Here is a 12,659-nt window from a genome sequence, read left to right as displayed (position 1 = left end):
CATTGTGGGTAAAATTCTTTCTATCGCCAATCAAAAGGGCGGAGTTGGTAAAACCACTACTTCTGTCAACCTGGGCGCCTGCTTAGCTTACATAGGGAAACGTGTCTTAATAGTGGACATTGATCCGCAAGGAAATGCAACAAGCGGAGTTGGAATTGAAAAAGCAGAAGTAGATCAATGTATATATGATGTTTTAGTAGATGATGTTAAGGCGCAAGAAGTCATTAAAACAACAGCTGTGGAAAATTTATATTGTATTCCGGCCACTATTCAACTTGCCGGGGCTGAAATTGAATTAGTTCCCACCATTTCAAGAGAAGTTCGCTTGAAAAGAGCCATCGAAGAAGTAAAAGGTCAATTTGATTATGTCATTATTGATTGTCCGCCTTCGTTAGGCTTACTAACCATCAATGCTTTGACTGCCTCTGACGCGGTACTAATTCCGGTACAATGTGAATATTACGCTTTAGAAGGATTAAGCCAATTATTAAATACGGTCAGATTGGTGCAAAAGCATTTAAACCAGGACTTGAAAATCGAAGGTGTGTTATTAACCATGCTTGATGCAAGGACAAACCTCGGTATTCAAGTCATTGAAGAAGTGAAAAAGTACTTTCAAGATAAAGTTTATAAAACCATTATTCCAAGAAATGTGCGTCTGAGTGAAGCTCCAAGCCATGGGGAACCCATCATAACATACGATGCCAAATCCCGCGGTGCTGAAGTTTATTTGGATTTAGCAAAGGAAGTGGTCGCAAATGGCTAAAGGGTTAGGAAAAGGTCTGAATGCATTCTTTAATACGGAGGCTGTTGATAAGGAAGAGACAGTTCAAGAAATTAAATTGAAGGAACTGCGCCCAAACCCTTACCAGCCAAGGAAGACTTTCGCACAAAAAGCGATTGAAGAATTAAAGGATTCTATTCTAGAGCATGGAATATTGCAGCCGCTGATTGTCCGAAAGAGCATTAAGGGGTATGAAATTGTAGTTGGAGAGCGGCGTTTCCGTGCCGCCAAAGAGGCCAAACTCGAAACGGTTCCCGCGGTTGTCAGGGAGTTTTCGGAACAGCAAATGATGGAACTTGCTGTACTGGAAAACTTACAGCGTGAGGATTTAAATCCTATTGAAGAGGGATTGGCCTACCAAACATTAATGGAAAAGCTGAAGCTAACTCAAGAAGAAGTAGCCAAGCGCTTAGGAAAAAGCCGGCCGCATGTTGCGAATCATATCCGACTCCTCTCGCTTCCGCCTGCCATTCAAGAGTTGATATCCGAAGGGAAAATAACAATGGGCCATGGTCGCGCTTTATTAGGATTACGGCAGAAGGCCAAACTTCCTGCAGTTGTGGAAAAGGTCATCAAGGAATCACTAAATGTACGCCAGTTGGAAAAATGGGTTCAGCAATTAAATGAGAATGTTTCACGTGAAACAAAAAAACAAGAACAGAAAAAGGATGTTTTTATTGTAGAACGTGAGCATTCCTTAAGAGAACGTTTTGGAACAACTGTCCATATTAAGCAAAACAAAAATAAAGGGAAAATTGAAATCGAATTTTTCTCCCAGGAGGATTTAGAAAGAATCCTTGAATTATTAGATCATGATGATACTTTTTAACCATCTGACGGATGGTTTATTTTTTTGGTAAGCAAAAGGGGGATGACGATGTTTTTATTAGGAACCATTGTGAATGTACTTTTAATTATTATTGGATCCCTGCTTGGGAAACTGCTGAACCGAATCCCGGAAGGAATGAAGACAACGGTTATGTTTGCCATTGGTTTATCCGTTATGGTTCTCGGTTTACAAATGGGATTAAAAAGTCAAAATTTCGTTATAGTCATTATTAGCCTCGTATTCGGTGCCATTATTGGAGAATCGTTGAAATTGGAGGATAAATTAAATGATTTAGGATTATGGCTCGAAAGAAAACTCGGTTCAAACGAAAAAGACAGCATTTCAGAAGGATTTGTTACAGGGACACTGATTTTTTGTATTGGGGCAATGGCAATTATTGGTGCCCTTAACAGCGGAATTAGCGGGGATCATTCCGTTTTATATATGAAGTCTATCATCGATGGTTTTACGGCATTAATGTTAACAACAACACTTGGAATGGGCGTTATTTTTTCAGCTGTGCCTGTACTTGTTTACGAAGGCTTAATTGCTTTATTTGCTACGCAAATCAACCAATTTATTCCGAAAGAATTAATGAATCAATTTATTATCGAAATGACATCTGCCGGAGGGATTATGATATTTGCTATTGGCTTAAATTTAATTGGGCTGACAAAAATAAAAGTTGCCAACTTCCTTCCCGGTATTGTCGTAGTAGGAATCATCTCTACAATTTTGTATAGTATTCATTTTTATTTTAAATAAATAAACAGCCGGTTCTTAGACCGGCTGTTCCATTAATAAGTCTGTTCTTCTCCTACCCAATCCAATCGTGTCCAGCTTTGCTTGGCGTAAACAAGGCTAGCTTGATAGATTCCGCTAGCAATCGTTTTGGCCATTTTCATGACAAGATTTAACCGGGTATTTTGTAGAACGAAAAATTCCATGAACCCGCTGACATTCACGATTCCGGTGATATGTATATCTCCGACGGCGGGTAGTTGTTTGTTTACTCCGGCACCAGGTTTGACAGGGCCGCTGCCAACTTGTATAGTACCGACATTTTTCATGCGACCCAAACAGGCGTCGATTCCGATGATATACGGATTGGCATGTTTTGTCATAATTACATGAAGTTTTTCTTCTAAATTAACAGCATGAATAGGCTCATCTAATGTTCCATATACATAAAAGACTTTCGGTCTTTTCTCCTCTAATAATGTACCGATCAGTGGCCCTAATGAATCTCCGGTGGAGCGGTCAGTTCCAATGCAAACAAATACAATCGGGCGGGACGCCATGGGCGGAAGGATGGTCAGCAATTCAGCTGCTAAATCTTCCGCAGCATGAACATCATCATGATTAATTTGCGCTTTCCCCCTCCGGTCAAAGAAATAGGTCTTTAGATTCATTATGTCCACTCCTTAAATACATATTAAATATAAAAGAATAATATGCAGCCATTATTAGGCAGATTCATTTAGTATTGTTTAAAATTTTTTAATACCCTCTTTGCCTTATCATTATACGGAAATTTTCGGAAATCTATACATAAATAGAGGGGAAAAGTATAAACACAACGCTATTCTCTAATCAGAAAAATTGTTAAAATGATAGAGGAATCAAGCTAAAGGAAGGTGTATAAATGAACTTAACAGCTGTGAATATTCCAAAACTTTTTCAAACCTTTCAAAACGAAGAGACATGGCTAAGATTTGGAGCAGGTCTTCTGAAGATTATTGTGATCTTGATCATTGCCAAGATCTTAATCAAAATAGGGGAAATGGCCATCCATAATATTTTTAAAATCAGGAACCTTTCACCGCTTGCGAAGCCGCCTGGACGGAGAGAGGAAACCCTTTCTAAACTTCTACAAAATATTCTTTCATATGTTGTTTATTTTATTACGTTTATGATGATTCTATCCGTGTTTGGGATTAATGTGCAGGCACTGATTGCCGGAGCAGGGATTGTTGGTTTGGCAGTTGGTTTCGGAGCACAAAATTTAGTGAAGGATGTTATATCCGGCTTTTTCATAATCTTTGAAGATCAATTCTCCGTCGGCGACCATATCCGGGTTGGACAATTTGAAGGAAATGTTGAAGCCATTGGATTACGGACAACCAAAATCAAAAGCTGGACCGGGGAATTGCATATATTGCCGAATGGAAGTATCACCCAAGTAACGAATTTTTCTTTAAATAATAGTATTGCCGTTGTTGATATTGCCATTGCTTATGGTGAAGATATTGGACGAGCTGAAAAAGTAATTGAGGATAGCTTACAAAAAATGCCGGATCAATATGAAGATTTAATCAAAGCACCTGAACTTTTGGGTATTCAAACACTGGGACCTACAGAAGTAGTACTAAGGATTGTGGCGGAAACACGGCCAACGAAGCAGTCCGGAATTGCCCGAGCGATTCGCAAGGATATCAAGCTCTTGTTGGATGAACATGGAATAAAAGTCCCGCCACCGCAACTTGTCATGTATCCAGAAGGAGCGGGAAAGCCGAAGTAATAAGATGACAGGAGGAACATGAATGGAAGGAAAAGAATTTGCTCTCAATGATATTGTAGAGATGAAAAAGCAGCATCCATGCGGAACAAATCGCTGGAAAATTATCCGGATGGGGATGGATATCCGGATTAAATGCGAAGGCTGCGGTCATAGTGTTTTAATTCCGCGTAGGGAATTCGCTCGTAAAATGAAAAGAGTATTAGTGAAGCATGAAGGGTAAATTCATGCTTTTCTTTTTGTAAAAGTTCAATTATTTTTATTAAAATAGGCGATAGAAAGTTAAAATGGGGGTGAAAGTTTGGCCATCATAAGAAAAGCAGCCTGTCCATTAAATTGTTGGGATAGCTGTGGTTTACAGGTGACAATTGAAAACGGCAAAGTAGTGAAAGTAGAAGGTGACCCGGATCATCCGATCACAAAAGGGAAAATCTGCGGCCGGGGAAGAATGCTTGTGGATCGGACAAATTCATCTAAACGTTTATTGCACCCCTTAAAAAAAATCAACGGTCAGTTCGTAGAAATCTCCTGGGATCAGGCACTTGATGAAATTGCCGGCAAATTAAAGGAAATAAAGACGCGGTTTGGTACGACTGCTGTGCTGCATAGCCATGATTATGCCAATAATGGCATTTTGAAAAACTTGGATCAGCGCTTTTTTAATTGTTATGGAGGCGTCACTGAACTTTACGGTTCATTATGCTGGGGGGCAGGAATTGAAGCGCAAAATTGGGATTTTGGCGGTGCGTACAGTCATGAGCCAAATGATATTTATCATAGTAAAAACATTGTCATTTGGGGCAGAAATGTAGCCAGAACCAATATGCACTTTTATGAACAACTGTTAAAAGCCAAAAAACTTGGGGCAAAACTTTATGTGATCAATCCATTGTATAATGCACCAGCTAAATTAGCCGATGACTTTATTACGATAAAACCTGGAATGGATGGACTATTAGCGGCAGGAATTATGAAGGAAATCCTTCGCCTGGGGTTAGAAGATCGCACATTTATTGAGCAGTTTACGTATGGTTTTACTGATTTAGTTCAGCTGCTAAATGAAATGACAATTGCACAAATTAGTGAAATGACGGAAATCCCAGCAGAACTCATCACCAAATTAGCTTATGTATATGCTGATAAACCGACAAGTACGTATATGGGATTAGGAATGCAACGCTATCGAAATGGTGGAAATACCATCCGTTTAATCGATGCTCTTGTAGCAATAAGCGGTAACATTGGCATTCCGGGCGGCGGGGCTAATTATGCTAATACACAAGTAGGACAAAGTTTTGCTTTTGAAGAGTTAACAATGCCAAATCGCAGGCAGGCCCATCGGCAGTTTTCCATTATGAAACAGGCAGAAAACGTTTTAACCGCTACTAATCCTGAAATTAAAATGATTGTCGTGACTTGTGGTAATCCGCTGACACAGGTCCCGGATTCGAGTATCGTAGAAAAGGCTTTTACTTCGGTGGATACATTGGTTGTTATGGAGCAATATATGACAGACACAGCCCGGCTTGCCGATTATGTGTTGCCGATAACAACAGCATTTGAAGAAGAGGATTTTTATTATGCTTCAATGTACCATCATTATGTCAATTACGGCCCAAAACTTGTCTCCGCTCCCGGTGAGGCAAAGCCAGATTTGTGGGTTTGGACCCAATTGGCTGAGCGGCTTGGATTTGGGCAGGATTTTCAATTTACAAGAAAAGAATGGCTGGAAATGACGCTAAAACCGCTAGCCAAGCATGGTCTTTCACTGGAATCATTAATAGAACAGCATACAATGGAATTACCTGTTGCGAAAATTCCATGGCATGACCGAAAATTTAAAACCCCTTCGGGAAAATTCGAATTTACTTCCCTTCTGGCTCAGCAAAAGGGTGAAAATGGAAAGTTAACGTTAGCGCTTCCGGATGAATCAAAATGGTCAAAACCGGACTTGGCAGATAAATATCCGTATAACCTGCTGACGATTCACCCGATGCGTTCCAACCATTCACAGAATTATCATCTATTGGGTGGAAAAGTAAAGTTGAAAGTAGAGATTGCCCAAAATATTGCCGACGAATTATCGTTACAAAATGGAGACTATGTAAGGGTATGGAATGATCGTGGTGAAGTGAAGGGCTATATTTCCATTTTACCTGCAGCCCATCCTAACACCATCAATATTGATGAAGGGATTTGGCAGGAATTTGGCGGATCTGTCAATCTACTGACCTCTAATAAGGAATCAGATAATGGTTTAGGAAGCACTTTATATGATTGCCTCGTAAACTTAGAGAGGATTCCCTTGAATGAATAATGAGCTCAGGGCTGCCGTATCGGCAGCCCTGTTATTTTAATAAACATCAGACGACTAAAAGCTATTGCTTTTAGTCGGAGGCACTAGCTTGGCGCCTTGCGCTTTTCTTACTTATATTTCGGGATTTCCAGTACTAGTTTATATGAATCTAATAACTTGTATAAATTATAAATCTGCTGAACTTGTTTTGCGGCCCAGCCGATATCTGAGGCATACTGATGTGTTGCTGTGCCCAATAATGCTGCAGCACTTGGATTCCATCTCATTTTATAAAGTGTGTCCTGGCCAGCATTGATATATCCATCGGCAATAAACTTGGCACCGCCGATAATAGCTGCTTCTGGAGTGAACCACCCTGCGTTATAAGCAAACTGTGCTCCGCTTGCCACTGCACGTTGATCATAGGCTCCAATTCCATACATATTGTAAACTGTTCTTCCATTAATCTTTACTCCATTAGCAAGTTCCGATTTTCCGTTATTTGTTTCAAGTAAGGCATGGGAAATTAAATAAAGCTCATTAATTCCATATGTATTACTTGCTTTAATAAAGGTTGAAGCCATGCCTTGTAGAATTCCTTTTCCCTTTAGAATTCTTTCATTTACTTCATCGGTATTGAGGTTTGTTGTAATCGACAGTTTTAAAAATTGTAAGGAATCTACTGTATTATTTAAAAAGTTATCCGGATTTACGTAATAAGAAATATCATCCGGACTGGCATTTACCCATTGTTTATTATAGGAAACCTGGTACCAATCATGGCCGTCTGTTCCTTTTACTTTTGCAAGAATTTTTAATGGTTCTTGATTGTTAACTTTACCGACGATCCAATAGTTTAAACCGGCTCCGCCCCTTACACTCCAGCCATTGCCATTTACGATTCCGCTTGAAGAACTGGTTAAGGTTAATGCATCAGAACGAATATAGGTATTGTATTTTTTATCTGTCTGCGGGTTTGTGGGTATTTCTAATTTCACCATGTCCTTTAAGCTTATATTATAAGTTTGTGTTATTTTTTCTATAGAGTTCTTCGATGTATTTGGACTTAATGGCGGTGTAGCAGATAGGTACTGTGAACTGACATAGCCTGTTTGTCCGTTTGCTGTTACCTTTGCCCAGCCATTTGCTTCAGAAAGAACAGTGACAACCGTTCCTCTGGCCAATTTGGCGATGATCGCTGCATTGGAAGTGCCAGCTGATCGCATATTAAGACTTGAACCGTATATAACGTTTACATATTTTTCAGCTTTTGTCTGATTACTCTGCCCGGGACTTGGTTCTTGTGAATGATTGGTTTCAGTATCAGGTTTTGTGACCGATAAATAGTTGGAATTAACATATCCGGTTTGACCGTATACTTCAACTTTTGCCCAGCCATTTGTTTCTGAATCAACGTTTACCTCTACTCCGCGAGCTAATTTGACTACTATCGATGCATTTTCACTAGCACTTTTCCGCATATTCAATGTAGAACCGATGTTGACATTGACATATTTAGTTGTGGTTTTTGGTTTAGCCGCAGATGAAGAATTGGTATTTGATTTGGCGGACGAAAGAAATGCAGAGCTAACATAGCCTTCTATGCCATTGGCTTGGATTTTTGCCCAGCTACTATTCTCTGTACTTACTTCTACCTCGGTACCGTTTGTTAATGTAGCCACAATAGCTGAATTAGTGGAAGGATTTTTTCTTACATTCAATTTAGATGTTGAACTGATATTAACATATTTAATGACGGGCTGTTTTGTTTTTGAAGAGGAAGTTTTGCCCTGGCTGGGGTTTTCAGCTGATAAGTAAGCTGAACTGACATATCCGGTTTTCCCATATGCCTCAATTTTCGCCCAGCCGGCAGATTCAGAGTAAACTGTTACGGCAGTGCCTGTAGCAAGTTTAACAATGGTCGAAGCGCTTATTGAGGCACTATTGCGCATATTTAATGAACCAGAGCTGACATTAACATATTTTGTCGTGGGGACAGCTTTTGCAGCAGTACTTGTCTGATTAGGATTATTGGATGATAGAAAATTGGAATTGACATAGCCTTCCTTCTCATTAGCGGTCACTTTCGCCCAGCCGTTGGCTTGTGAATAGACGGTTACGACAGTGCCTTTCGAAAGACTGGCAATAATAGCAGCGTTTGAGGAAGCAGCTTTTCGTAAATTTAGTGTGCCACTTGTTACATTCACATATTCGGTAGTAGTAGTTTGTTTTGCATAAATGGTTTCATCAAAGGCCATTGTCGATAGCGCAGCAAAACAAAATGTTGGCAAGATTGCTTTTTTGACAATATTCCCTGAGATCTGTGTTTTTTCTATTTGTTTAGTATTTTTATCTTTCTTCATAGCTCCTCCCCCAGGTATAAATTGATTAGAAATATGTCTATTTTAAGTAGAAAAATAGATCGATATATGTTGATATATATTAATTTTCGACATTTACTAAAAATAGTTTAGAAGTACAAATGTATTTTTTAGTTTTACGCATATCAATATGATCCCTCGCTTCTTCTTGTGTTTTTACTATAAAGTGCCTATAATTGTGAAAGACTTATCCATTAATTTTATAGAAAAACGATTGTTTCAAGATAGAATGTCTTTTGAAGGAGTGAACTTGTATGGCTTTAACAGCAGGTATTGTTGGTCTGCCGAATGTGGGGAAATCGACCCTTTTTAATGCTATTACTCAGGCAGGGGCAGAATCAGCAAACTATCCCTTCTGTACGATTGACCCGAATGTCGGGATTGTTGAAGTGCCCGATTACCGTCTACAAAAGTTAACTGAGCTTGTGCAGCCGAAGAAAACAGTACCAACCGCATTTGAATTTACCGATATTGCCGGCATTGTGAAGGGTGCCAGCAAAGGGGAAGGATTGGGAAACAAATTTCTTTCGCATATTCGTGAAGTGGATGCCATTTGTCAGGTGGTCCGCTGTTTTGCGGATGATAACATTACCCATGTATCAGGTAAGGTTGACCCTATTTCCGATATTGAAACCATTAACTTGGAATTGATTCTAGCAGACATGGAAACCGTTGAAAAACGAATCAGCCGTGCGGAAAAATTAGCGAAACAAAAGGATAAAGATGCAGCGGCAGAGTTTGAAGTGCTGACATTGCTACGCGAAGCATTTGAATCAGAAAAGCCTGCTCGTTCCATTGATTTTACTGAAGATCAGCTGAAAATTGTCAAACACCTTCATTTGTTAACGATTAAGCCTGTGCTTTACGTGGCAAATGTTGGTGAAGAGGATATAGCAGATCCATCAGGCAATGAATATGTCAAGCGGGTACGGGAATACGCAGCAGCTGAAAATGCCGAAGTGATTGTTATTTGCGCCAAAATTGAAGAGGAAATTGCCGAACTTGAAGGGGAAGAAAAAGCGATGTTCCTCGAAGAACTGGGGATTGAGGAGTCAGGCCTTGACCAATTAATCCGCGCTGCCTACAGCCTACTTGGATTGGCAACCTATTTTACCGCTGGTGTTCAGGAAGTACGCGCTTGGACATTTAGAAAAGGAATGAAAGCACCTCAATGCGCCGGAATTATTCACTCGGATTTTGAACGAGGCTTTATTCGGGCCGAGACAGTTTCTTATGAAGATTTAGTAACGGCAGGAAGCTATAATGCTGCAAAGGAAGCCGGAAAAGTACGCCTTGAAGGAAAAGACTATGAAGTACAAGATGGGGACATTATCCACTTCCGATTTAATGTATAAAAATAATAATGAATTAAACATGGCGAACAGGAAAGGGACATTGCTTTTCCTGTTTTTCTATGTTATAATTTCAACTTGTGAGTAATGAATAATTGCTCCTTGCCCACTTTCATGGGCCGCTTAGACCAAAAGGAGGTGCCTAAAGATGAACAAGTACGAAATCATGTACATCATTCGCCCAAACATTGAAGATGAAGCAAAGAAGGCTCTTGTGGAGCGCTTTAACAATATTCTTCTTGAGAATGGTGCGGAAACAGCTGAAGTGAAAGAATGGGGTAAACGCCGTCTTGCATATGAAATCAATGATTTCCGTGACGGATATTACGAAATCGTGAAAACGACTTCCCCAGCAGTTGCAGTGCAAGAATTTTCTCGTCTTGCCAAAATCAATGAAGACATCATTCGTCATATCGTCATTAAAGAAGAAGCGTAAGTTTAGATAAATACATTCCATTATTGTTTCACGTGAAACATGGAACGGGAGAAAAGGAGTTGATTCTGATGTTAAATCGTGTTGTGCTTGTTGGCCGGCTGACGAAAGATCCGGATTTGCGTTATACGCCAAGCGGAGTTGCTGTTGCTACGTTCACTTTAGCGGTGAATCGTAACTATACGAATCAGCAGGGGGAGCGCGAAACAGACTTTATTAATTGTGTCGTTTGGCGTAAACCAGCTGAAAATGTAGCGAACTTTTTAAAAAAGGGCAGCTTGGCAGGCGTAGATGGCCGTATTCAAACCCGCAACTATGAAGCACAGGACGGAAGACGTGTTTATGTTACCGAGGTTTTAGCGGAAAGTGTTCAATTCTTGGAACCAAAAAGTGCCGTCAGCAATAGAAACGACACCGACTATTTTGGTGCACCGCCAAGAGAACCACAAGGCGAAGCTCCATTTGGGAATCAGAATCAACGGCCTAATACCAACCAAGGTTATACAAGAGTAAATGACGATCCATTTGCCGGAAGTGGTCAAATTGACATTTCCGATGATGATCTGCCATTCTAAATGATAACCTTTAAAAAATTAATTCATAAAGTAATAAAGGAGGGAACGATCCATGGCAGGAGGACGTAAAGGCGGACGTGCAAAACGCCGCAAAGTATGCTATTTCACTGCAAATGCTATTACACACATTGATTATAAAGATGTAGACTTACTGAAAAAGTTTATTTCTGAACGTGGAAAAATCTTACCACGCCGTGTAACTGGCACAAGTGCAAAATACCAACGTAAATTAACAGTAGCCATCAAACGTGCACGTCAAATGGCATTACTGCCATTCGTGGCTGGTGAATAATAAATAAAGACAGCTGGGGCTTTCTGCTCTGGCTGTTTTTTTTAGAAAGAAAGTATAAAGTTTGACTTCGAAGATTGTCCAGCTTCAGCGCAGCCCCTCGGGACGGACTAAATGTTCAAAAAAACAGACTTTTAGTGCAGAAGAACATCTGCCTGTTAGAGTGACCAGGCGCTTTTCTTATATAGTTGAATACCTGTACAGATCCCGTTAAAATAAAGAGATAGGATTTCATTAGAGGTGAAGAAGTGAAGAATGTAAGCAAATTGACAGAGGGTGCGATACTGCTGGCGGTGTTTGCTGTTTTAATGTTCATAACGATTTATATCCCCATTCTTGGAATTATTACAAATCTTGTTCTGCCATTGCCGTTTGTTTTATTTTCGGTAAATAATAACCTAAAATATATTGGAGCTTTCGCTATAGCTGCTGTCTTTATTTCGTTTATTGCCGGTTCCCTTATAGGGCTTATAACCGTGCTTATGTTTGGCATAACGGGAATCGTTATGGGCTATATGGTGCAAAGAAAAGCAAGCAGATCAGCCATTTTAATTGGAAGCTCACTCATTCTTCTTGTCGGATTAATCATTACATATGCTGTAAATGTTGCCTTTTTCCATTTTGATTTTTTTAAAGAGCTGATAGATCTTTTTAAGAGGTCGGAGGCTATGACGGAAGATATAATGAAATCTAGTGGGAAAACGGATCAGCTCAAGAAAGTTAAACAGCAATATGAAATGATATTTCAAATGATTCACACACTTGCTCCGAGCCTGTTCATATTTGCTTCCATCTTTTATGCAGGTTTAATCCAATTGATTTGCTTCCCCATTGCAAAGAGATTTGGAATGAAAGTACCGATTTGGGGGGAATTTAGAAATCTTACCCTGCCAAGAAGTTTATTATGGTACTTTTTAATTGCAATCGGGGCCAATATGCTGTTTCATCCCCAAGAAGGAACTTTTTTATATATTGTTTTGCAGAATGCGTTCTATATATTGGAAATGTTTATGGTTATTCAGGGGCTTTCATTTATATTTTTTATCTTATACCAGAAGTCTGCTGCGAAGGGACTTGGGGTGATCATTGTAATTCTTGCATTCACGATTCCGACTATTCATTATATAATAATGTTATTGGGCATCACAGACATGGGCTTTGATTTTAGAAAGCGTTTTATGAATAAAGAGTAAGTCTTGAAA

13 protein-coding genes are annotated in these 12,659 nt (G+C 39.7%); 11 read left to right on the top strand and 2 right to left on the bottom strand.

Annotation, left to right across the window (positions count from 1 at the left end):
* Positions 1 to 4 precede the first annotated feature (4 nt).
* Genes BFU02S_RS02740 through BFU02S_RS02730 form a run of 3 tightly spaced genes read left to right on the top strand, consistent with a single transcriptional unit; the run spans position 5 to position 2,378 of the window.
* Positions 5 to 766 (top strand): ParA family protein, encoded by a 762-nt coding sequence (locus BFU02S_RS02740; protein WP_066366225.1) that lies wholly within the window; start codon positions 5 to 7, stop codon positions 764 to 766.
* Positions 759 to 1,613, top strand: coding sequence for a ParB/RepB/Spo0J family partition protein (locus BFU02S_RS02735; RefSeq protein WP_066366223.1), 855 nt, complete (start codon positions 759 to 761; stop codon positions 1,611 to 1,613). Before BFU02S_RS02740 ends, BFU02S_RS02735 begins: the two co-directional genes overlap by 8 nt.
* Before the next feature lie 48 nt (positions 1,614 to 1,661).
* The gene (locus tag BFU02S_RS02730) at positions 1,662 to 2,378 is read left to right on the top strand and encodes a DUF554 domain-containing protein (protein ID WP_066366222.1); all 717 of its coding nucleotides are present in this window, start codon (positions 1,662 to 1,664) and stop codon (positions 2,376 to 2,378) included.
* Positions 2,379 to 2,410: 32 nt separating this feature from the next.
* Here BFU02S_RS02730 and yyaC read toward each other — a convergent pair whose 3' ends face one another.
* Entirely contained in the window at positions 2,411 to 3,025 is a 615-nt protein-coding gene (yyaC, locus tag BFU02S_RS02725; protein WP_066366220.1) for a spore protease YyaC, read from the bottom strand.
* A 233-nt stretch (positions 3,026 to 3,258) separates the two neighbouring features.
* Here yyaC and BFU02S_RS02720 point away from each other — a divergent pair, with 233 nt between their 5' ends.
* The 3 genes from BFU02S_RS02720 to BFU02S_RS02710 all read left to right on the top strand — a co-directional run bounded on the left by BFU02S_RS02720 (position 3,259) and on the right by BFU02S_RS02710 (position 6,448).
* Complete coding sequence (locus tag BFU02S_RS02720; protein WP_066366213.1) at positions 3,259 to 4,134, top strand: mechanosensitive ion channel family protein; 876 nt, start codon at positions 3,259 to 3,261, stop codon at positions 4,132 to 4,134.
* A gap of 22 nt (positions 4,135 to 4,156) precedes the next feature.
* Positions 4,157 to 4,354 carry a DUF951 domain-containing protein gene (locus tag BFU02S_RS02715; protein WP_066366212.1) on the top strand — a complete coding sequence of 66 codons (198 nt, stop codon included), beginning with the start codon at positions 4,157 to 4,159 and terminating at the stop codon, positions 4,352 to 4,354.
* A gap of 78 nt (positions 4,355 to 4,432) precedes the next feature.
* Positions 4,433 to 6,448: a molybdopterin-dependent oxidoreductase gene (locus BFU02S_RS02710; RefSeq protein WP_066366210.1), complete on the top strand. Its 2,016-nt coding sequence runs from the start codon at positions 4,433 to 4,435 to the stop codon at positions 6,446 to 6,448.
* Between the two features lie 107 nt (positions 6,449 to 6,555).
* Here the strand turns inward: BFU02S_RS02710 and BFU02S_RS02705 are convergent, their stop codons facing one another.
* Positions 6,556 to 8,790 (bottom strand): SH3 domain-containing protein, encoded by a 2,235-nt coding sequence (locus BFU02S_RS02705; RefSeq protein WP_084360967.1) that lies wholly within the window; start codon positions 8,788 to 8,790, stop codon positions 6,556 to 6,558.
* A gap of 272 nt (positions 8,791 to 9,062) precedes the next feature.
* Here BFU02S_RS02705 and ychF point away from each other — a divergent pair, with 272 nt between their 5' ends.
* The 5 genes from ychF (at position 9,063) to BFU02S_RS02680 (ending at position 12,650) form a co-directional block, all read left to right on the top strand.
* On the top strand, positions 9,063 to 10,163 hold the full coding sequence (ychF, locus tag BFU02S_RS02700; RefSeq protein WP_066366208.1) for a redox-regulated ATPase YchF: 1,101 nt from the start codon (positions 9,063 to 9,065) through the stop codon (positions 10,161 to 10,163).
* A 145-nt stretch (positions 10,164 to 10,308) separates the two neighbouring features.
* Complete coding sequence (gene rpsF / locus BFU02S_RS02695) at positions 10,309 to 10,596, top strand: 30S ribosomal protein S6 (RefSeq protein ID WP_066366205.1); 288 nt, start codon at positions 10,309 to 10,311, stop codon at positions 10,594 to 10,596.
* Between the two features lie 68 nt (positions 10,597 to 10,664).
* Positions 10,665 to 11,168, top strand: coding sequence for a single-stranded DNA-binding protein (gene ssb / locus BFU02S_RS02690; RefSeq protein WP_066366202.1), 504 nt, complete (start codon positions 10,665 to 10,667; stop codon positions 11,166 to 11,168).
* 52 nt (positions 11,169 to 11,220) lie between these two features.
* The gene (gene rpsR / locus BFU02S_RS02685) at positions 11,221 to 11,460 is read left to right on the top strand and encodes a 30S ribosomal protein S18 (protein WP_066366199.1); all 240 of its coding nucleotides are present in this window, start codon (positions 11,221 to 11,223) and stop codon (positions 11,458 to 11,460) included.
* Positions 11,461 to 11,705: 245 nt separating this feature from the next.
* Entirely contained in the window at positions 11,706 to 12,650 is a 945-nt protein-coding gene (locus tag BFU02S_RS02680; protein WP_066366190.1) for a YybS family protein, read from the top strand.
* The last annotated feature ends 9 nt before the right edge of the window (positions 12,651 to 12,659 follow it).

It is taken from the genome of Neobacillus fumarioli NBRC 102428 (genome assembly GCF_001591485.1).
In the GTDB taxonomy this organism is placed as follows: domain Bacteria; phylum Bacillota; class Bacilli; order Bacillales; family Cytobacillaceae; genus Neobacillus; species Neobacillus fumarioli.
This window is presented reverse-complemented; position numbering and strand designations above follow the sequence as displayed.

Coding starts and splice junctions, on each gene's coding strand:
- BFU02S_RS02735 (WP_066366223.1), top strand. CDS start 759: ATGGCTAAAGGGTTAGGAAAAGGTCTGAATGCATTCTTTAATACGGAG.
- BFU02S_RS02730 (WP_066366222.1), top strand. CDS start 1,662: ATGTTTTTATTAGGAACCATTGTGAATGTACTTTTAATTATTATTGGA.
- yyaC (WP_066366220.1), bottom strand. CDS start 3,025: ATGAATCTAAAGACCTATTTCTTTGACCGGAGGGGGAAAGCGCAAATT.
- BFU02S_RS02720 (WP_066366213.1), top strand. CDS start 3,259: ATGAACTTAACAGCTGTGAATATTCCAAAACTTTTTCAAACCTTTCAA.
- BFU02S_RS02715 (WP_066366212.1), top strand. CDS start 4,157: ATGGAAGGAAAAGAATTTGCTCTCAATGATATTGTAGAGATGAAAAAG.
- BFU02S_RS02705 (WP_084360967.1), bottom strand. CDS start 8,790: ATGAAGAAAGATAAAAATACTAAACAAATAGAAAAAACACAGATCTCA.
- ychF (WP_066366208.1), top strand. CDS start 9,063: ATGGCTTTAACAGCAGGTATTGTTGGTCTGCCGAATGTGGGGAAATCG.
- rpsF (WP_066366205.1), top strand. CDS start 10,309: ATGAACAAGTACGAAATCATGTACATCATTCGCCCAAACATTGAAGAT.
- ssb (WP_066366202.1), top strand. CDS start 10,665: ATGTTAAATCGTGTTGTGCTTGTTGGCCGGCTGACGAAAGATCCGGAT.
- rpsR (WP_066366199.1), top strand. CDS start 11,221: ATGGCAGGAGGACGTAAAGGCGGACGTGCAAAACGCCGCAAAGTATGC.